Annotated in this window: 19 protein-coding genes; 6 read left to right on the plus strand and 13 right to left on the minus strand. The window is 66.3% G+C overall.

Going from position 1 to position 18,473, the window contains the following annotated elements:
- The first annotated feature begins 63 nt into the window (after positions 1-63).
- Positions 64-333 (plus strand): hypothetical protein, encoded by a 270-nt coding sequence (locus AC1DE3_RS20090; protein ID WP_476780171.1) that lies wholly within the window; start codon positions 64-66, stop codon positions 331-333.
- Here AC1DE3_RS20090 and rfbA read toward each other — a convergent pair.
- The 5 genes from rfbA to AC1DE3_RS20115 form a co-directional block, all read right to left on the minus strand.
- Positions 309-1,181, minus strand: a complete 873-nt coding sequence (rfbA, locus tag AC1DE3_RS20095) for a glucose-1-phosphate thymidylyltransferase RfbA (RefSeq protein ID WP_476780172.1) — start codon at positions 1,179-1,181, stop codon at positions 309-311. The genes AC1DE3_RS20090 and rfbA overlap by 25 nt on opposite strands.
- Positions 1,182-1,184: 3 nt before the next feature.
- Positions 1,185-2,078: a dTDP-4-dehydrorhamnose reductase gene (gene rfbD / locus AC1DE3_RS20100; RefSeq protein ID WP_476780173.1), complete on the minus strand. Its 894-nt coding sequence runs from the start codon at positions 2,076-2,078 to the stop codon at positions 1,185-1,187.
- Positions 2,078-2,635 (minus strand): dTDP-4-dehydrorhamnose 3,5-epimerase, encoded by a 558-nt coding sequence (gene rfbC, locus AC1DE3_RS20105; protein ID WP_476780174.1) that lies wholly within the window; start codon positions 2,633-2,635, stop codon positions 2,078-2,080. The genes rfbD and rfbC overlap by 1 nt, the downstream gene beginning before the upstream one ends.
- Positions 2,636-2,651: 16 nt before the next feature.
- Positions 2,652-3,707, minus strand: a complete 1,056-nt coding sequence (gene rfbB, locus AC1DE3_RS20110) for a dTDP-glucose 4,6-dehydratase (protein WP_476780175.1) — start codon at positions 3,705-3,707, stop codon at positions 2,652-2,654.
- A 107-nt stretch (positions 3,708-3,814) separates the two neighbouring features.
- Positions 3,815-4,903, minus strand: coding sequence for a 2'-deoxycytidine 5'-triphosphate deaminase (locus AC1DE3_RS20115; RefSeq protein WP_476780176.1), 1,089 nt, complete (start codon positions 4,901-4,903; stop codon positions 3,815-3,817).
- A 199-nt stretch (positions 4,904-5,102) separates the two neighbouring features.
- Between AC1DE3_RS20115 and apaG the strand changes: the two genes are divergently transcribed.
- Both apaG and argE read left to right on the plus strand, forming a co-directional pair.
- Complete coding sequence (gene apaG, locus AC1DE3_RS20120) at positions 5,103-5,495, plus strand: Co2+/Mg2+ efflux protein ApaG (protein WP_441510047.1); 393 nt, start codon at positions 5,103-5,105, stop codon at positions 5,493-5,495.
- Positions 5,492-6,670 carry an acetylornithine deacetylase gene (argE, locus tag AC1DE3_RS20125; protein WP_476780177.1) on the plus strand — a complete coding sequence of 393 codons (1,179 nt, stop codon included), beginning with the start codon at positions 5,492-5,494 and terminating at the stop codon, positions 6,668-6,670. The genes apaG and argE overlap by 4 nt, the downstream gene beginning before the upstream one ends.
- A gap of 115 nt (positions 6,671-6,785) precedes the next feature.
- Here the strand turns inward: argE and AC1DE3_RS20130 are convergent, their stop codons facing one another.
- Genes AC1DE3_RS20130 through AC1DE3_RS20140 form a run of 3 tightly spaced genes read right to left on the minus strand, consistent with a single transcriptional unit; the run spans position 6,786 to position 9,966 of the window.
- Entirely contained in the window at positions 6,786-7,787 is a 1,002-nt protein-coding gene (locus tag AC1DE3_RS20130; RefSeq protein ID WP_476780178.1) for an Hsp33 family molecular chaperone, read from the minus strand.
- Positions 7,787-8,707 carry an ornithine carbamoyltransferase gene (gene argF / locus AC1DE3_RS20135; protein WP_476780179.1) on the minus strand — a complete coding sequence of 307 codons (921 nt, stop codon included), beginning with the start codon at positions 8,705-8,707 and terminating at the stop codon, positions 7,787-7,789. Before argF ends, AC1DE3_RS20130 begins: the two co-directional genes overlap by 1 nt.
- Before the next feature lie 38 nt (positions 8,708-8,745).
- Entirely contained in the window at positions 8,746-9,966 is a 1,221-nt protein-coding gene (locus tag AC1DE3_RS20140; protein ID WP_476780180.1) for an acetylornithine transaminase, read from the minus strand.
- Positions 9,967-10,507: 541 nt separating this feature from the next.
- Between AC1DE3_RS20140 and AC1DE3_RS20145 the strand changes: the two genes are divergently transcribed.
- Entirely contained in the window at positions 10,508-11,056 is a 549-nt protein-coding gene (locus AC1DE3_RS20145) for a GcrA family cell cycle regulator (RefSeq protein WP_476780181.1), read from the plus strand.
- A 76-nt stretch (positions 11,057-11,132) separates the two neighbouring features.
- On the opposite strand, the gene AC1DE3_RS20150 is transcribed toward AC1DE3_RS20145, so the two are convergent.
- The 3 genes from AC1DE3_RS20150 to AC1DE3_RS20160 all read right to left on the minus strand — a co-directional run bounded on the left by AC1DE3_RS20150 (position 11,133) and on the right by AC1DE3_RS20160 (position 14,501).
- Positions 11,133-12,176, minus strand: a complete 1,044-nt coding sequence (locus tag AC1DE3_RS20150) for an amino acid ABC transporter permease (protein ID WP_476780182.1) — start codon at positions 12,174-12,176, stop codon at positions 11,133-11,135.
- Positions 12,173-13,336: an amino acid ABC transporter permease gene (locus AC1DE3_RS20155; protein WP_476780183.1), complete on the minus strand. Its 1,164-nt coding sequence runs from the start codon at positions 13,334-13,336 to the stop codon at positions 12,173-12,175. The genes AC1DE3_RS20150 and AC1DE3_RS20155 overlap by 4 nt, the downstream gene beginning before the upstream one ends.
- 133 nt (positions 13,337-13,469) lie before the next feature.
- The gene (locus AC1DE3_RS20160) at positions 13,470-14,501 is read right to left on the minus strand and encodes an amino acid ABC transporter substrate-binding protein (protein WP_476780184.1); all 1,032 of its coding nucleotides are present in this window, start codon (positions 14,499-14,501) and stop codon (positions 13,470-13,472) included.
- A gap of 204 nt (positions 14,502-14,705) precedes the next feature.
- On the opposite strand from AC1DE3_RS20160, the gene AC1DE3_RS20165 reads away from it, so the two are divergent.
- A complete protein-coding gene (locus AC1DE3_RS20165) occupies positions 14,706-14,837 on the plus strand; it encodes a hypothetical protein (protein WP_476780185.1) in 132 nt (43 codons plus the stop codon).
- A 22-nt stretch (positions 14,838-14,859) separates the two neighbouring features.
- Here the strand turns inward: AC1DE3_RS20165 and AC1DE3_RS20170 are convergent, their stop codons facing one another.
- Positions 14,860-15,903 carry a GMP reductase gene (locus tag AC1DE3_RS20170; protein WP_476852691.1) on the minus strand — a complete coding sequence of 348 codons (1,044 nt, stop codon included), beginning with the start codon at positions 15,901-15,903 and terminating at the stop codon, positions 14,860-14,862.
- Positions 15,904-16,046: 143 nt separating this feature from the next.
- Positions 16,047-17,111: a DMT family transporter gene (locus tag AC1DE3_RS20175; RefSeq protein ID WP_476780187.1), complete on the minus strand. Its 1,065-nt coding sequence runs from the start codon at positions 17,109-17,111 to the stop codon at positions 16,047-16,049.
- 213 nt (positions 17,112-17,324) lie between these two features.
- On the opposite strand from AC1DE3_RS20175, the gene AC1DE3_RS20180 reads away from it, so the two are divergent.
- On the plus strand, positions 17,325-18,437 hold the full coding sequence (locus AC1DE3_RS20180) for an AbrB family transcriptional regulator (RefSeq protein ID WP_476780188.1): 1,113 nt from the start codon (positions 17,325-17,327) through the stop codon (positions 18,435-18,437).
- The last annotated feature ends 36 nt before the right edge of the window (positions 18,438-18,473 follow it).

Consider the following 18,473-nt stretch of genomic DNA (forward strand, 5'->3'; position numbering starts at 1 on the left):
GCGTTGCCGGGGTGCCTCCGGGAGGGGGCGAAAGCCAAAACATCAGCCTCAAAGGCCGGAACCATGCAAATCGACGCAATTTTACCTGTCGAATTGATCGCGATTTCAGAGCTTGCCGGCATCGTCCCGCGCAACGTTCCATCCGCCGCAGGTCACCATGTCTCCCGTTCGCTTCGTCAGCTTCGCTTTCCTGCTGGCGCTCGCCGTCTTTTTCTTCTCGGCGGCGCAATCGGCACCGGTGTGAACCGGCTTTTGGCGCTCCCAAATCGTCGTTTCGGCTGCTGGCTCCGTTGCCCTGGCCCGCCGAGCTATGCCCCCGTTTCAGCGATCTGAACGATGTAGCGGCCGTAATCGCTCTTAGCGATTTCCTCGCCGAGAACTCTTAACTTGACGCTTGAAATCCATCCCTGGCGATAGGCGATCTCCTCGGGGCAGGCGATGCGCAGGCCTTGGCGTGCTTCCAGCGTGCGGACGAACTCGCCGGCCTCGAGCATGCTGTCGGGGGTGCCGGTGTCGAGCCAGGCGAAGCCGCGGCCCATGGATTCCACAGAAAGCTCGCCGCGCTCCAGATAGATGCGGTTGATGTCGGTAATCTCCAGCTCGCCACGCCGCGAGGGCTTCAGGGATCTTGCGATGTCGACGACCTGGCCGTCGTAGAAATAGAGGCCCGTTACAGCCCAGTTCGACTTCGGTACGGGAGGCTTTTCCTCGATCGAGATCGCCTTGCCGGAAGCATCGAACGCGACGACGCCGTAACGCTCGGGATCGCGCACGTGATAGGCGAAGACCGTCGCGCCCTTGGTCCGCGCCGCCGCCCGCGCCATCATCTCGGGCAGGGAGTGACCATAGAACAGATTATCGCCGAGGATGAGCACGGAGGGTTCGCCGGCGACGAAATCGGCCCCGATCAGATAGGCCTGGGCCAGCCCGCCTGGATGGGGCTGTTCCGCATAGCTGAGGCTCATGCCCCAGTCCGAACCATCGCCGAGGAGGCGCTTGAAGTTCGGCAGATCGTGCGGGGTCGAGATGATCAGAACCTCGCGGATGCCGGCGAGCATCAGCGTCGAGAGCGGATAATAGATCATCGGCTTGTCGTAGACCGGCAGAAGCTGCTTCGACATCGCCAGAGTCATCGGATGCAGCCGCGTGCCGGAGCCGCCGGCGAGGATGATGCCCTTCATCGTCTAGTCCTGATCCTTGAGAAGCCGCTCGACACAAGTCCGAAGCGAGCCTTGCCACTCCGGCAGGCCGACGCCATGTGTCACTGCCAGTTTCGTCGAGTCGAGCCGCGAATTCGCCGGCCGGCGCGCCGGCGTCGGGTAATCGACTGTGGCAATGCGCTTCACCGCGACCGGCTTGCCGCCCAGGCGCACCTGTTCGGCGAAGATCGCCTCGGCAACATCCGCCCAGACGGCCTCGCCCCGGGCTGCCATATGGAAGATGCCGCGCAGGGACGCCTCGCCCGGCCGCTCGATGAGATTGCGCGCCACGGCGAAGATCGCGTCGGCAATGTCGAGCGCACTGGTCGGGCAGCCCAGCTGATCGGCGACGACGCCGACCTCGTCGCGCGTCTCGGCCAGGCGCAGCATGGTCTTGACGAAATTCTTGCCGAAGGGGCTGTAGATCCAGGCTGTGCGCAGGATCGCGTGGTTGTCGGTCGCCGCAGCGACAGCCTGCTCGCCGGCGAGCTTGCTGGCGCCATAGGCCGAGATCGGCCCGGTCGGGTCGTTCTCGCGATAGGGGCGGTCGAGCGCGCCGTCGAAGACATAGTCGGTCGAGAGCTGGATCACGGGAATGCCGAGAGCCGAGGCGGCCCGGGCCGCCTCGCCAGCCGCTTCGCCGTTGACGCGCATGGCAAGCTCCGGCTCGCTCTCGGCCTGGTCCACGGCCGTATAGGCCGCGGTGTTGACGATGACGTCAGGCCGGGCTGCGCGCAGGGCCGGCGCGACCGTTCTGGGGATGGCGAGGTCGAGGTCCGGCCGGCGCAGCGCGATGACCTCGGCGCCGACGGGCACGCGCTCCAGCATGGCGCGGACGACCTGGCCGGTCCAGCCGGTGACGGCGATGCGGAGTGTCATCAGTCGAAATAACGCAGCATCTCGGCGAGGCGCGGATGCTTGCGGTCCTTGTCGGAGAGGGTGAGCGAGGCCAGCGGCGCGCCCCAGTCGATGCCGAGCGCCGGGTCGTCGAAGGCGAGCCCGTGATCGTTCTCGGGCGCATAGGGCGCCGTAACCTTGTAGAGCACCTCGGTATCCGGCTCGAGCGTGACGAAGCCGTGGGCGAAGCCGACCGGGACCAGGATCTGCTTCCAGTTCTCGGCCGAGAGCTCGACTGCGACATGCCTGCCGAAGCTCGGCGACGAGGCCCGGATGTCGACCGTGACGTCGAGAATACGGCCGCGCGTCACCCGCACCAGCTTGTCCTGCGCGAAGGGCGGCGACTGGAAATGCAGCCCGCGCAGCGTGCCCACCGGTGCCGACAGCGACTGGTTGTCCTGCACGAAATCGAGATCGAGCCCAGCCTCGGCGAAGGCTTTCCGGCTCCAGGTTTCCGAGAAGAAGCCGCGATGATCGCCGAACTTCTTCGGCGTGATGACCTTGACGGCAGGGATCGCCGTTTCCTCGACGCTCAGCATCGCTTCCGTTCCCTTTTCAGGCCGCGCCGAGGCGCTCGCCGCGATAGATGCCGGAACGGATGTCGCCCCACCATTTCGGATTGGCGAGATACCATTCGACGGTGCGGCGCAAGCCCGTCTCGAAAGTCTGCTTCGGCGTCCAGCCGAGCTCGCGGCCGATCTTGCCGGCATCGATCGCATAGCGCGCGTCGTGGCCCGGCCGGTCGGTGACATAGGAGATCAGGCGCTCGCGCGCACCCTTCGGATCGGGCCTGAGCTCGTCGAGGATGGCGCAGATCGCCTTCACCACCTCGATATTGGTCTTCTCGTTATGGCCGCCGATATTGTAGCTCTCGCCGAGCTTGCCGGCGGTCGCAACCGTGAGCAGGGCGTCGGCATGGTCGTCGACATAGAGCCAGTCGCGCACATTGAGCCCGTTGCCATAGACCGGCAGAGGCTTGCCCTCGAGCGCGTTGATAATGATCAGCGGGATCAGCTTCTCGGGGAAGTGATAGGGCCCGTAATTGTTCGAGCAATTGGTCATCACCACCGGCAGGCCGTAAGTGTGGTGCCAGGCCCGCACGAGATGGTCCGACGCCGCCTTCGAGGCCGAATAGGGCGAGTTCGGCTGATAGGCGGTATCTTCCCGAAAGAACCCTTCTGCACCAAGCGAGCCGAAGACCTCGTCGGTCGAGATATGGTGGAAGCGGAAGCGCGCCTTATCCTCGCCCGGCAGCGTCCGGTAGTGGCGCAGCGCCTCCTGCAGCAGCGTGAAAGTTCCGACGACATTCGTCTCGATGAAGGCGGCCGGTCCGTCGATCGAGCGGTCGACATGGCTCTCGGCCGCCAGATGCATCACCACGTCGGGAGCGAAATCGGCAAAGATCGCCTTCATCCGCAGGGCGTCGCCGATATCCGCCTGCTCGAAGCGGTAGCGGTTGCTGCCTGCAACAGGATCCAGCGATGCCAGATTGCCGGCATAGGTCAGCTTGTCGACCACGCAGACCTGATGCTCGGTCTCCCCGATCAGCTTCCGAACAACCGCCGAACCGATGAAGCCGGCACCGCCGGTGACGAGAAAACGCGAGGGCATTCTTGCGCGCCTCCGAGCAAGCCAGTGTCTTCAGCCGTGAAGCTCAGGGCAAGGACCAGCCTTGAGACGACGTGTCAAGCATCGCGCGTTCGCCGCCCCAGTCCCGGTCAGGCCTTGAAATGCTTGGAGAGCTTGAGGGCCTGGCCCTGATAGTTCGATTTCAGCCCGGCGCCGTAGAGCGCCTCCGGCCGTGCCGCCATGGTCTCGTAGACGAGCCGCCCGACGATCTGGCCGTCCTCGATGATGAAGGGCACGTCGCGGGAGCGAACCTCGAGCACGGCGCGCGCGCCTTGGCCACCGGCAGCGCTGTGGCCGAAGCCGGGGTCGAAGAAGCCGGCATAGTGCACCCGGAATTCGCCGACGAGCGCATCGAAAGGCGTCATCTCCGCGGCATAGTCCGGCGGGACGTGCACAGCCTCCTTGGAGGCCAGGATGTAGAACTGGCCGGGGTCGAGGATCATGCTGCGCGAGCCGTCGGCGGCGATCGGCTCCCAGAAATCGGCGGCGCGATAGGCGCCGACGCGATCGACATCGATCAGCGCGGTATGATGCTTGCCGCGATAGCCGAGCAACCCGTCGAAACCCGAGAGGTCGACGCTGACGGCGACGCCGCCTTGGAAGGAGGGTTCGGCGGCCGTGACTAGCGTCTCGCGGGCATGAACCCCTTCGAGTGCACGGTCACCGAGCCGGGTCTCACCGGAGCGGAAGCGGATCTGCGAGAGCCGCGAGCCGGAACGTACCAGCACCGGGAAGGTGCGCGGCGAGATCTCGATGAAGAGCGGCCCCTCATAGCCGTCCTCGACCAGATCGAATTCACGAGCCCGGTCGGTGATGACGCGGGTGAAGACGTCGAGACGGCCGGTCGAGCTCTTCGGATTGGCGGCGGCGCGCAGGCCCTTGGGCAGCTTCAGACCTTCCATCAGCTCGGCGATATAGACGCAGTCCGTTTCCAGTACCGCGCCGCGCGTCAGATCGATCTCATGCAGCGAGAGATCCTCGATCCGGCTGCGCACCGTGCGCTCGGGGCCGGGTAGGAAGCTGGCACGGACACGATAGGCACGATCGCCCAGCCGCAGATCGAGGCTCGCGGGTTGAATCTGCCCTTCCGCCGGCGGCCGGGCAAGCCTGATCGCGCCCTGCTCGATGAAGGCGCGGATGGAGCTATCTGGCTGGATGCCGGGCTTGAAGGGCAACATGCGAGGTCCGCAGGGGTAATCGATCATAGCTAGCGAAGCACTCCGGAAAGGCCAAGTACGGTGGACCGCATGCCGGGCAATAGCCACAGGGTTGTCCACGCCAGAATCACGGCACGGACGCATTGACGCTGCCGCTGGCAGGCCGATAACTGAACCGTGGCGGCAGACGTCGTCACAGGCTGCAGCCGGAGCCTCGACCATGTATCAGGCACAGACGCGCGGCGTGCGTGTGACCGTGGCGCCATCCTTCCTGGAAGCGGAATCCTCGCATGCGCAGGGCCGCTATTTCTGGGCCTACGCGATCGAGATCGTGAATCTCTCGACGCAGACGGTGCAATTGATGACCCGCCACTGGTTCATCACCGACGGGCGCGGCGAGATGCACGAGGTGCGCGGTGAGGGCGTCGTCGGCAGGCAGCCGGTGCTTAGACCGGGCGAGAGCTTCAACTATACCTCAGGCTGCCCGCTGACGACGCCGGACGGCTCGATGCACGGTTTCTACGCCATGCAGGATGAGAGCGGCACGATCTTCGACGTGGAAGTGCCGCTCTTCCCGCTCGACTCCCCTTATGTGAAGAAGGTTCTGCATTGACCGCCTCCGCTCAAACCGGGCAGCGCTACACGCCGCTCGAGATGCTCGCCCGCCTCGTCGCCTTCGACACGGTCAGCGACAAATCCAACCTGCCCCTGATCGATTTCGTCGAGGCCTATCTCGCCGGCTGGGGAGTGCCGTCCGTGCGCTTTCCGAATGCAGCGGGCGACAAGACGGCGCTATTCGCGACCATCGGCCCGCAGGATCGCGGCGGCGTCGTGCTGTCCGGGCATACCGACGTCGTGCCGGTGACCGGCCAGGCATGGAGCCGTGATCCGTTCACGCTGCATGTCGAGGACGGCCGCGCCTATGGCCGCGGCGCCGTCGACATGAAGGGCTTTCTGGCGCTGGGGCTGGCGCTGGTGCCGGATTTCCTCGCCGCCGACCTCAAGACACCGATCCACCTCTTCCTGTCCTATGACGAGGAAGTGACCTGCCTCGGCGTCGTCGACGGCATTGCCGCGATGAGCAAGACGCTGCCGCGGCCGCGCGCGGTCATCGTCGGGGAGCCGACCTCGCTCGACATCTGCGACGCGCATAAGGGCGTCAGGACGTTCCAGACCGTGATCAAGGGCTTCGCCGCGCATTCCTCCAAGCCGCAGCTCGGCGCCAGCGCCGTCCATGCCGGAGCGCTGCTCGCAGCCGAGCTCGACCACATGGCCGAGGACGCCAAGCAGAAGCTGGATGCAAGCGGCCGCTTCGACCCGCCCTACGACACCGTCCATATCGGCTCGTTCCATGGCGGCATCGCCCGCAACATCCTGGCCGATCACAGCGAGATCCTCTGGGAGATCCGCACGCTACCGACCTCCGATCCCGAGGCGGGTCCCGCACGCTTTGCCGGCGTGTCGGACAAGGTTCAGGCGCGCATGCGCTCGACCGCACCGAGCGCGGCGATCTTGACGGAAATGACCTCGGATGTGCCGGGGCTCGCGCCCGAGCCGGGCTCAGAGGCCGAGCGGCTCGCCATGCGCCTGTCCGGGCGCAACCACACCATCGCGGTCGCCTATGCGACAGAGGCAGGGCATTTCCAGCATGCGGGGCTGGCGACCGTGGTCTGCGGGCCCGGTTCGATCGACCAGGCGCATCAGCCCGACGAATACATCACGCTGGAGCAGCTCCAGGCCGGCGAGGCGTTCATGCGAAAGCTGATGGCGGAGTGTCAGAACGGCTGAAGCTGACGTCATTCTCGGGCCGCGCCCGGCGCGGACCCGAGAATCTTCCACCGGAGAGGTTCGGGAAACGCAGCCTTCTCGTCATGCGATGCTCGGGTCAAGCCCGAGCATGACGTCAAAGCCCCGCCGACAACCCGTCCTCGACCTCGGCCGGGTCGAAACTGTAGCGCCGCGAGCAGAACTCGCAGGTGACGCCGAGCTTCCCGTCATCGGCGATCATCGCGCGACGGTCCTCGGGCGAAAAGCCGCGCAACATCGCCAGCACGCGCTCACGCGAACAGCGGCAGGCCTCGCGGACGAGGACCGGCTCGAAGACGCGGGCGCCACGCTCGTGGAAGAGCCGGTAGAGCAAGCGCTCGCTCTCCAGCATCGGGTCAAGCAGCTCATGGTCCTCAACCGTCTCCACCAGCGAGCGCGCCTCCATCCAGGCGTCGTCGCTGATGCCGTCGGGATCACCGCTCAGGATCTCATGCCCCTCCGGCGCATCGCCGGGATGGATGTCGGCGGCCCGCAGGCGATCGGGCGAATGCGGCATGAACTGGACGAGGATGCCGCCGGCGCGCCATTGCGGCCGGCCGCCGGTCGTGACCGTGCCGACGCCGAGCCGCACGCGGGTCGGGATCTGCTCGGACTGGCGGAAATACTGATGCGCCGCCTCTTCGAGCCCCTGCCGCTTCAGCGCGACGATGCCCTGGTAGCGGGTCGTGGTCGTCCCTTGGTCGACCGTCATGGCGAGGTGGCCCTCGCCCAGCAGCTCGCCGGTGGAAAGCTTCTCGAGCGCGATCGCCTGGGCAAGCTTCGCCTCGTCGATATGGGCGACGGCGCGGAAATTGTCGGGCGCGTTGAAGTCGACCACCATCATCGAGATCGCGCCGTCGCTCTTGGTCTGGAGCTGGAAGCGCCCCTCGAACTTCAGCGCCGTGCCCAGCAGCACGGTGAGCGCCGCCGCCTCGCCCAGCACGCGCGAGACCGGCGCGGGATAGTTGTGTCGCTCGAGAATCGTGTCGATCGACGGGCCCAGCCGCGCCACGCGGCCGCGCACATCGAGATCGGGCACGGCGAAGGGCACGACCCGGTCGTCGAGCCCCGCGGTGACGCCTGTGTCGTCGGCGGCCATCAGGCCGCCACTCCGCCGAAGCACCAGGCGAGGATGCCCTTCTGCGCATGCAGCCGGTTCTCAGCCTCATCGAACACCGCCGATTGCGGACCGTCCATGATCTGGTCGGTGACCTCCTCGCCGCGCGAGGCCGGCAGGCAGTGCATGAAGATCGCGTCCTTCTCGGCGCGCTCCATCAGCCTCTCATCGACCTGATAGGGCCGCAGCAGATTGTGGCGCGTGCCCTCCTCGTCACCCATGGACACCCAGCAATCGGTGATGACGCAGTCGGCGCCCTCCACCGCTTCCTCGGGCCGGCTGGTCAGCGAGAGCTTCGCACCCTGCTTCTTGGCCCAGGAGATCAGGGCCGGAGGCGGGGCGAGTTCCTCGGGTGTCGCTATCGCGAGCTCGAAATCGAGGCGTCCGGCGGCGTGGACCCAGGAGGTCAGCACGTTGTTGGTGTCGCCGGTCCAAGCGATGCGCTTGCCCTGGATCGAGCCCTTGCGCTCCTGGAAGGTCATGACATCGGCCATGACCTGGCAGGGATGCTGGCGCTTGGTCAGCCCGTTGATCACCGGCACCGTGGCGTATTTCGCCATCTCCACCAGCGAGTCGTGATCGAGGATACGGATCATGATCGCATCGACATAGCGCGAGAGGACGCGGGCGGTATCGGCAATGGTCTCGCGCTCACCAAGCTCGATCTCATGGCCGGCGACCATCATCGGCGAACCGCCGAGCTCACGGATGCCGACATCGAAGGAAACGCGCGTGCGCAGCGAGGGCTGCTCGAAGATCATGGCGATGACCTTGCCTTCGAGCAGGCGATCCCCCGCGGCGGCCGGTGTGCGACGTCGCGATTTCATCTCCTCGCCCGCGCGCAGGATCGCACGCAGCTCACTGCCGGAGAAATCGGAGAGATCGAGGAAATGGCGCGTCACGGGCGCTTCCTTCGCTTCGCGGGGTGGGTGGGTTGAACTTATTCGGCGGCCGGGCGCTTCAGCGTCGCCTCGACGGCGCCGGCGGCCCTGTCGAGCCGCGACACGGCTTCAGCGACATCCGCCTCGGTGATGATCAGCGGCGGCAGCAGGCGCACGACGTTGTCGCCGGCACCGACGACCAAGAGGCCCTGTGCCCGGGCTTCATTGACGAAGTCGGTGTTGGGCGTGTGGAGCTTGAGGCCGAGCATCAGCCCCTCGCCGCGGATATCGGCGATGACATCGGGATGCCTGTCCTTGAGCTCGGCCAGCGACTGCTTCAGCCGCAGGGCGATCTTGCCGACGTTCTCGATGAAGCCCGGTGCCAGCACCACATCGAGCACGGCGTTGCCGACCGCCATGGCGAGCGGGTTGCCACCGAAGGTGGTGCCGTGGGTGCCGAGCGTCATGCCGGAGGCGGCTTCCTCCGTCGCGAGGCAGGCACCCATCGGGAAGCCGCCGCCGATGCCCTTGGCGATCGACATGATGTCGGGCGCGACGCCGTACATCTCATGAGCGAAGAATTTGCCGGTGCGGCCGACGCCGGTCTGGATCTCGTCGAAGATCAGCAGCAGGCCATTCTCGTCGCAGAGCTCGCGCAGCAGCTTGAGGAAGCGGGGCGGCACGGAGCGCAGCCCGCCCTCGCCCTGAATCGGCTCGATCATCAGGGCGGCGGTCTCCGGCGTGATCGCGGCGCGCAGCGCCTTCTCGTCGTCGAACGGCACCTGGTCGAAGCCCTCGACCTTCGGGCCGAAGCCGTCGATGTATTTCTGCTGGCCGCCGGCAGCGATGGTCGCCAGCGTCCGGCCGTGGAAGGCGCCTTCGAAGGTGATGATGTGATAGCGCTCGGGATGGCCCTTCGCGGCATGGTATTTCCGCGCCATCTTGATGGCGCACTCGTTCGCCTCGGCGCCCGAATTGGTGAAGAAGACACGCTCGGCGAAGGTCGCCTCGCAGAGCCGGCGGGCCAGCCGCTCGCCCTCGGGTGCGCCATAGAGGTTCGAGGTGTGCCAGATCTTGCCGGCCTGCTCGGTCAATGTCTTGACCAGATGCGGATGGGCATGGCCGAGCGCGTTGACGGCGATACCGGCGCCGAAATCGAGATAGCGGGTGCCGTCAGCCGTGATCGCCCAGGGGCCTTCGCCGCGCTCGAAGGCGACGGGGGCGCGGGCATAGGTCGGCACGAGCACGGATTGGCTGGCGGAAGCAGGGGCGGGGGCCATGGGGCGAAGATCCTCGCGAAGGGGACGGGGTGAGAACGGATTGGCGCTGAACTGAGAACGACGATCCGGGATGGATGCTGCAGGCGCGCAGCCACGGTAAGACCCGGTTACGACGTTATCGTCGCACCCAACTCCTGAACTCTCGTCGCGCCGTCATCCGCATCGTTCGGGCCTTGATTCCGCAAACATAAGCGCCGCCCGAACGGGGCGCGTCACCTTGTGGATAAATATGCTTAAGGCGGCCCGGACTGTCAATTCAAAGCGGCGGCTACGGTGTTGCCGAAAGGATTCGCTTGACGGCGCAATCGCGAATCGTCTGGGGAAAAGCTGTTTTCGGATTCGCCGACTCTTGTTCGCGAGTCACCGCAGCTTGTATGGTCGGTCTTGTCAGATACGACATTTCGTGCGGCGTCCCCTGTACCGTCTGTTGCGGCAGCAACGGCATTGCCCCTGTGGCAAGGTCGTTGATCCCGGATTCCGTCACGAAGCGCCCTTAAAGGCTGGCCCCGCAAGGGCTGGCCGGACAAGACAGGTGATGCGGATGAACGAAGCCGGAGCATGGACTGACGAACGCGTCGAATTGCTCAAGAAGCTCTGGAGCGATGGGCTGAGCGCCAGCCAGATCGCCGCCGAGCTGGGCAATGTCACACGCAATGCGGTGATCGGAAAGGTTCACCGTCTCGGCCTTTCGGGCCGTGCCAAGAGTGCGGCCCAGCCGGCCACACCGCGCAATGCCGCCCCCCGCAAGACGCCGCCGCGCTCGCCCAGCCACCCGATGGCGACCCCGGCGACCCATGCCACGCGCGGCGCCCACGCCCTGGCGCCGGTATTCGCGCCCGAGGCCGCGATCGAGGCAGAGGCTGCGCCTTTGCCTTCCGAGGATGTGGTGATCCCGTTCTCCGAGCGCGTCACCATCATGGAGCTGCGCGAGTATATGTGCCGCTGGCCGATGGGCGACCCGACGAGCCCGGATTTCCGTTTCTGCGGCGGGCGCTCGCAGACCGGCATGCCCTATTGCAGCTACCACTCGCGCATCGCCTACCAGCCTGCGGCCGACCGCCGGCGCGACCGGAGCAAGGTGCGGGCCTGATCCAGGAGAACGATCTCCGAGAAAAAGAAAACCGGCCTTCGGGCCGGTTTTTTGTTGCGTGGTCCAGAAAGCCCCATCAGAGCCGTCGCTTGTTCTCCAGCGAACGGCTCCAGCGCGACAGCGCGAAGCAGATCAGCCAGTAGATCGCACCCGAAAAGGCGTAGGCCTCCATGTTCATGCCGACCCAGTTGGGATCGGCGAGCGAGGCCTGGGCGATGCCGAGCAGGTCGAGGATCGAGACCACCAGCACCAGCGTGGTGTTCTTGATCAGCGCGATGAATTCATTGGTCATCGCCGGCAGTGAGATGCGCAGCGCCTGCGGCAGGACGATCAGGCCGGTCGCCTTCCAGTAGTTGAGACCGAGCGCCGTTGCGGCCTCGCGCTGGCCCTTCGGCAGCGCCTGCAGGCCTCCGCGCACCGCCTCCGCCATATAGGCCGCGATGACGAAGCCGAGCCCGATCACGGCGCGCGCCAGCCGATCGATGCCGATGCCCCCGGGCAGGATCAGCGGCAACAGCAGCGAGGCGAGGAAGATCACCGCGATGATCGGAACGCCGCGCCAGAACTCGATGAACAAGATGCTGATCAGGCGGATGACGCGCAGTTGCGACTGGCGCCCAAGCGCGAAGAGGATACCCAGCGGGATCGCGATCAGGCTCGAATAGATCGAGATGAACAGGGTGAGCATCAGCCCGCCCCATTCGCGCGTCTCGATGTAGCGCAGCCCGAAACCGCCGGAGAGCAGCCAGATGCCGAGCGGCGGCAGCAGCACGAGCATGGCGACGCCGAGCTTGAGCTTCAGCCGCTGCGGCGCCAAGACGATCGAGGCGATGCCGAGCACGAAGGCGATGCCGGCTATATCGACGCGCCAGCGCTGGTCGACGGGATAGAGCCCGTACATGAACTGGCCGAAGCGGGCGCGGATGAAGACCCAGCAGGCACCGCCGGGCGCGCAATCGGCCCGCGTCGTGCCGACCCAGGTCGCATCGATCAGCGCCCAGCGGATGATGGGCACCGCGACCCAGGCGATCGCGAGCGCCAGCACCACGCTGACGAAGCCGGTAAAGGGCGTGCCGAACAGGCGCTCGCGCCAGAGGGAAAGGGACGAGGCGCGGTTCATCGCGTCACCAGGGCGATGCGGGCGTTGTACCAGTTCATGATCGCCGACACCGCAAGGCCGATGACGAGATAGACTGCGAGCGTCATGGCGATGATCTCGATCGCCTGGCCGGTATTGTTCAGGGCCGAGCCCATGAACAGGCTGACCACGTCGGGATAGGCGATGGCCGCGCCGAAGGATGAGTTCTTCAGCACGTTGAGATACTGGTTGGTCAATGGCGGGATCATCACGCGCAGCGCCTGCGGGATGGTGACGAGGCGCAGGATCTGGCCGGGGCGTAGCCCCAGCGCCGACCCGGCCTCGGTCTGGCCATGCGAAACCGACTGGATGCCGCCGCGGACGATCTCGGCGATGAACCCGGCGGTATAGGTGACGAGCGCGGCGAGCAGCGCGACGAATTCGGGGATGACGGCAAAGCCGCCGCGATAGTTGAAGCCGCGCAGCGCCGGCACGTCCCAACGCGTCGCGAGCGTGGCCCAAACCAGCATCAGGAGCGGCACGGCGAGCAGCAGGGCGAGGCCAACGGCCAATGTCGGCGCCTGCCGGCCCGTGCGCTCCCGCCGCCGGCGCGCCCAGACGGAAAAGGCCCCGTAGACGAGGAGGCAAGCGAGGATGACCAGCCCGGCGATACGGAAGTTTTCCATCCCGTCGGGCAGCGGGATCGTCACGCCGCGATTATTGAGGAAGGCGACGCCGAACAGGCTGATGCTCTGGCGCGGCGCAGGCAGCGCAGCGATGACGCCGAAATACCAGAACAGCACGAAGAACAGCAGCGGGATGTTGCGGACGAACTCGATATAGGCGCCTGCGATGGTCGAAATCAGCCAATGCGATGAGAGACGGGCAATGCCGACGACGAAGCCCAGCAGCGTCGCCAGCACGATCGCGATCACCGTCACCAGCATGGTGTTGGCAACGCCGACCCAGAACAGGCCGAGGATGTTGTCGGCCTGGGTATAGCCGGTCAGGACGAAGGGCACCTCGATGCCGGATGTCCGCCAGAGGAAGTCGAAGCCCGAGGCGATGCCGGCCTTGACCATGTTCTCCGAGGCATTGCGCACGAAGAAGATGGAGATGCCGACGAGGAAGACGACGACGGCGATCTGATAGATCCAGTCGCGGACGCGCTTGTCGTTGATGAGGGACAAGAAGCTGCTCAAGCCGGCCTCGATCGGGAGTCGCGGGCGTCATTCCCGGGCGAAGCGAAGCGCCGACCCGGGAATCTCGTGACGCTCGGGCTGGTTTCCGAGATGGTCGGGCCAAAGTCCGACCATGACGTGCTTCAAGACGCTCTCACTGGAAGGGCGGGGTGAAGAGCAGGCCGCCCTTGGTCCAGAGCTGGTTCTGGCCGCGCTCGAGCTTGAGCGGGGAGCCCATGCCCACGGTGCGCTCATAGCTTTCGCCGTAGTTCCCGACCTGCTTGATCGCGTTGTACATCCAGTCGTTCGACAGGCCCATCATCGCGCCGAAACCACCTTCGGCACCGAGCAGGCGGCGTACTTCCGTATTCTTGGAGTTCGCCTTCATCTCATCGACGTTCTTTGAGGTGACGCCGAGCGCCTCGGCCGCGATCGTGCCGTTGAGCACCCAGCGGACGATGAGCTGCCAGCGCTCGTCGCCCCAGCGGGTCACGGGTCCCTGCGGATCGTTCGAGATCGGCTGGGTCAGGATGATGTGTTCGTCGGGATTCTTGAGTTTGGCGCGCTGGCCGGCAAGGGCGCCGACGCCGGCCGTGTAGGCATCGCAACGGCCCGAATCATACGCGGTGATGGCGTCGTCGTTCTTCTGAAAATTGGTGATGGTGACCTTGAGGTTGCGCTCGCGGAACCAGTCGGCGGCGTTCTTCTCCTCGGTCGAGCCGGCGGCGACGCAGACCGAGGCGCCGTCGAGACCGGCGGCTTCCTTCACGCCCGTCGATTTGCGGACGACGAAGGTCTGGCCCTCGTAGAAGTTGATGCCCTGGAAGTTCAGGCCGAGCGTAGCATTGCGCGAGAAGGTGATGGTCGAGTTCCGGGAGAGCACGTCGACCTGGCCCGATTGCAGGATCGGCCAGCGCTGCTGCACCGAGGTCGGCGTGTACTTGACCTTGGTGGCATCGCCGAGCACCGCGGCGGCAAGCGCCCTGCAGTAGTCAACGTCGAGACCGGTCCACTCGCCCTTGTCATTGGCGAAGGAGAATCCGGGCAGGCCGAGATGCACGCCGCATTCGAGATTGCCGCGTGCCTTGACCGCATCCAGCGTCGGGCTCGGGGCGAGCTGCTGCGCCTGCGCAAGCGAGATTCCGGCGGCAAGCACGCCCGCCACGCTCAAAATTCTGATGGTCATATCCGTCTCCCCGAAGCCATTGGCGGCCTTCTGTGATGGAAGCGGGACTATGCAACAGCCGCACCGAAAGCGATAGCACCCGGCACGAGCTCGCTTCGGCGCGGCGCCTGAACCCTGTCGAAGGCTGTCAGGAGGCCCGCGCGTGATGGGTCTCTCCATCGGCTGATCTCCGCCGGCCGTTCGGTCGGCGCGGCGGCCGGCGCCGTGGGCGGCAATCTCGTCGATGTCAGCGCGCGCTACGACTGGGTCTGGCTCAGCGCCGTCGGCCTTGCGCTGATGGCGGGCGCGATGGTGTTCTTGATGCGCGAACAGCGGGCGCAGGCGGTGCCGGCCTGAGCCGCCACCGATGCGGGCTGGCTCAGTTGCCGAACACCGTGTTGAGCTGGGCACCGACCATGATGAAGGTGGTGCGCTTCGACATCTCCTTCAGGCGGACGGCGCCGATATAGGTCATCGCCGAACGCACGCCACCCATCAATTCCTGCATCGTACCCTCGACCGGGCCGCGATAGGGCACCTCGACCGTCTTGCCCTCGGATGCCCGGTACTTGGCGACGCCTCCGGAGTACTTGTTCATCGCGGTGTCGGAGGACATGCCGTAGAAGGTCATGGCGACCGGCACCTTCTCGCCGCCGCGCTCCTCGTAGCGGATCTCGCCCTCGCATTCGTCATGGCCCGCGAGCATGCCGCCCATCATCACGAAATCGGAGYCGCCGCCGAAGGCCTTGGCGACATCACCCGGCACGGTCAGCCCGCCATCGCCGCAGACCAGGCCTTTCAGCCCATGCGCGGCATCCGAGCATTCGATGATCGCCGAGAGCTGGGGATAGCCGACGCCGGTCATTTTGCGGGTGGTACAGACCGAGCCGGGGCCGATGCCGACCTTGACGATGTCGGCGCCGGCCAGGATCAGCGCCTCGGTCATATCGCCGGTGACGACGTTGCCCGCCATGATCGCGGCGCCCGGGAAGGCGGCGCGCGTCGCCTTGACCGTGTCGACGAACTTCTCGGTGTAGCCATTGGCGACGTCGAGGCAGATCTTGCCGATCGGCGACTGGGCGTGGACCGCCTTGAGCTTGTCATGGTCGGCGTCGGTCGTGCCCAGCGAGTAGAAGGCGTTGGCCGATCCGGGCTCGCGGAAGAAGGCGATCAGCTCTTCGGCGCTGTAGTGCTTGTGCAGCGCGACCATGGCGCCGTGCTTCAGCAGCGCCCGCGCCATGCTCATCGTACCGACCACGTCCATATTGGCGGCGATCAGCGGGAAGCCCTTCCACTCCTTGCCCGTATGGGCAAGGTGGAAGCTGCGCTCGACATCGACCTCGGCGCGGCTGCCGAGCGTCGAGCGCTTCGGACGGATCAGTACGTCACGGAAGTCGAGCTTCGGGTCGTTCTCGATGCGCATCGGATTGGCCTCTGGTGGCGTTCTGGCCGGCTCGAGCCGGGAATCCCGAGGGCTTGTGCCCGGGCGACGCACGCGAAGGAGGCGTGCGCTGACATTTAGCGCCGGGTCCCCGGTGATGCAATCCCGAGCCGCCCGGCCGGCGCTCAGGCCGAGGCGGGCGAGACCGGCGGGCGCGCGTTCTTGCGGATGGTATAGAGCGTCGCCCCGATCACGATGACGGCGCCGATCCAGGTGGTGAGCGCCGGAATCTCGGCAAAGAAGACGAAACCGGTGAAGCTCGCCAGCAGCAGGCGGCTGAAATCGAGCGGTGCCAGCGCCGCCGCCTCGCCGACTTGATAGGCGCGGGTGATGAGCCACTGCCCGGCAGTGCCGAACACGCTGAGGACGACCAGCCAGAACCACTGGTTCGGCGTCGGCGGCTGCCACCAGAGCCAGCAGGGCACCGCAAGCAGGGCGATCAGCACGATGCCCTGATAGAGCAGGATGGTGTCGGTGCGCTCGCTCGCCGCCAACTTGCGGACGCTGACGGTGATGCCGGCGCCGAACACCGCCCCGCCGACCGAGAGCAGGGCGTAGACATCGAGCCCGTCGCTGCTCGGTCGCAGCATGATCAGCACGCCGATGAAGCCGATGATCGTCGCAGCCCAGCGCCGGCCATCGACCGCCTCCTTCAGCACGAGGACCGCGGCGATGGTGACGAAGAGAACCTGGCTGAAGCCGATCGCCGTCGCCTGGGCGAGCGGAATCTTGACCACGGCGGTAAAGCCGCAAAGCATCGAGAGCAGCGTGATCACGCTGCGGAAAATCTGCAGGCCGAGACGCTCCGTATGCAGCGCCCGGCGCAGGCTGCCGGCCGCGAAGGCAAGCAGGATCGCGGTCATGATCACCTGCCGGATCAGCAGGATCTGCACCAGCGGGATCGCCTGGCCGACATGCTTGATGCCGGCGACCATCACCGCATAGACCAACAAGGCCGAAATCATGAAGACCGAGCCCCGCAGATTGGGGCTGGCGCCGCGCCACCAATGCCGCAGCCGACGCAGGGCCCGCCTCCGACCTCCCGGCACCTCGGAGAGGACGATCGGACCGGGCGCGTCGGGTGCGACCAACTCGCCGGAGAGCGGCGGCGCAGCCGGCTCCTGCCAGGCAGGCGCCTCGCCTTCCACATCCGCCCGGCTTAGCCGGCCGGCCTGCCGATCCTCGCTCATCGCCCCTCGACCCGGCCGGCCTTGAGGCCGACTCCGCGTTTGTCTCTGTGCAAATCATTGATGAAGCGCGGCAATCCGGCCAATGACAATGTCACATGACCGGGTTGTGCCGGCGGCGCGGCCGGAGCGGACCCGGCATTCCCTACCAGGGGGTGGGCAACCGCACCAACAGTCTCTAGGAGGGCTCCTGTTTCTGTGCCGCGGAGCACGCTCTTGAAAGTTCTGCTCGAAGATTTCGCGAACGGAGTTCGGGGCCTGGCGCCGAGCCGCTTTCCCTATCGCCGCTTCGCCCTGGCGCTGGCGCTCGGCGGGCTCGGCGGCTGGCTGTTCGTGCAGGCGCGACTGCCCCTGCCCTGGATGCTGGGCTCGATGGTGTTCTGCACCGCAGCCGCACTGATCAAGCTTCCGGTCGCAGCCCCGCCGGTGATCCGGCCGCCGATGACCGCGGTGATCGGCGTGATGCTCGGCGCCTCCTTCAAGCCGGATGTCGTGGCGCAGCTGCCGAACTGGCTGCCGACGCTGGCCGGGCTCGTGCTGTTCATGGTCGCCTGCGGCCTGTGCTGCGTCGGCTATTTCCGCCGCGTTGCCGGCTTCGACCCGGTCACGGCCTTCTTTTCCGGGATGCCGGGCGGGCTCATCGAGATGGTGACGGTCGGCGAGGAGAAGGGGGGCGACGCCCGCATCATCGCCCTGATCCATTCCGCCCGCATCCTGCTGGTGGTGATGACCTTGCCCTTCATCGTGCAATGGATCGGCGGCGTCTCCCTCGGCGGCGGCCGTGTCGCCGGCCCTTCCTTCACGCAGACGCCGCTCGGCTCCGAGCTCTGGCTGATCGGCTGCGGCATCCTCGGCGTGATCGCCGGCCATTGGCTGAGATTGCCGGCTAAATACCTACTCGGCCCGATGCTGATCAGCGCGATCGTCCATGTCATCGGCCTCAGCGCAGCGGTGCCGCCGGCCGAGATCGTCAATGCCGCGCAGCTCGTGCTCGGCGTCACCATCGGCTGCCGCTTCGTCGGCACGCCGCCGCGCATCATCCTGCGCGTGCTGCTGCTCTCCGTGGGCTCGACCGTGATCCTGCTCGGGCTGACGCTGAGCTTTGCCTGGCTGGTGGCGCTGGTCTCGGTGCACGGCCACGTGCCGCTGATCCTCGCCTATTCACCGGGCGGCCTCGCCGAGATGAGCCTGATCGCGCTCGCACTGCACACCGAGGTGGCCTTCGTCGCCGCGCATCACATCATCCGCGTCTTCCTGGTGATGGTCTCGGCCGGGCCGATCTTCGGACTGATCGGCCACCGCCGCGAGAAGACCGCGCCGGCGGAATAGCGCCGGTTCTGCCGGCGTAGCGGCCAAACTGCGCGC

The organism is Allobosea sp. 10L417 (assembly GCF_056395485.1).

What these genes read in the sequence shown, in the direction of transcription:
- AC1DE3_RS20130 (WP_476780178.1), bottom strand. Translation starts at nt 7,787, where the DNA reads ATGGCCGCCGACGACACAGGCGTCACCGCGGGGCTCGACGACCGGGTC.
- AC1DE3_RS20145 (WP_476780181.1), top strand. Translation starts at nt 10,508, where the DNA reads ATGAACGAAGCCGGAGCATGGACTGACGAACGCGTCGAATTGCTCAAG.
- AC1DE3_RS20115 (WP_476780176.1), bottom strand. Translation starts at nt 4,903, where the DNA reads ATGTTGCCCTTCAAGCCCGGCATCCAGCCAGATAGCTCCATCCGCGCC.
- rfbC (WP_476780174.1), bottom strand. Translation starts at nt 2,635, where the DNA reads ATGCTGAGCGTCGAGGAAACGGCGATCCCTGCCGTCAAGGTCATCACG.
- AC1DE3_RS20175 (WP_476780187.1), bottom strand. Translation starts at nt 17,111, where the DNA reads ATGAGCGAGGATCGGCAGGCCGGCCGGCTAAGCCGGGCGGATGTGGAA.
- rfbB (WP_476780175.1), bottom strand. Translation starts at nt 3,707, where the DNA reads ATGCCCTCGCGTTTTCTCGTCACCGGCGGTGCCGGCTTCATCGGTTCG.
- rfbD (WP_476780173.1), bottom strand. Translation starts at nt 2,078, where the DNA reads ATGACACTCCGCATCGCCGTCACCGGCTGGACCGGCCAGGTCGTCCGC.
- apaG (WP_441510047.1), top strand. Translation starts at nt 5,103, where the DNA reads ATGTATCAGGCACAGACGCGCGGCGTGCGTGTGACCGTGGCGCCATCC.
- AC1DE3_RS20140 (WP_476780180.1), bottom strand. Translation starts at nt 9,966, where the DNA reads ATGGCCCCCGCCCCTGCTTCCGCCAGCCAATCCGTGCTCGTGCCGACC.
- AC1DE3_RS20090 (WP_476780171.1), top strand. Translation starts at nt 64, where the DNA reads ATGCAAATCGACGCAATTTTACCTGTCGAATTGATCGCGATTTCAGAG.
- rfbA (WP_476780172.1), bottom strand. Translation starts at nt 1,181, where the DNA reads ATGAAGGGCATCATCCTCGCCGGCGGCTCCGGCACGCGGCTGCATCCG.
- AC1DE3_RS20160 (WP_476780184.1), bottom strand. Translation starts at nt 14,501, where the DNA reads ATGACCATCAGAATTTTGAGCGTGGCGGGCGTGCTTGCCGCCGGAATC.
- AC1DE3_RS20150 (WP_476780182.1), bottom strand. Translation starts at nt 12,176, where the DNA reads ATGAACCGCGCCTCGTCCCTTTCCCTCTGGCGCGAGCGCCTGTTCGGC.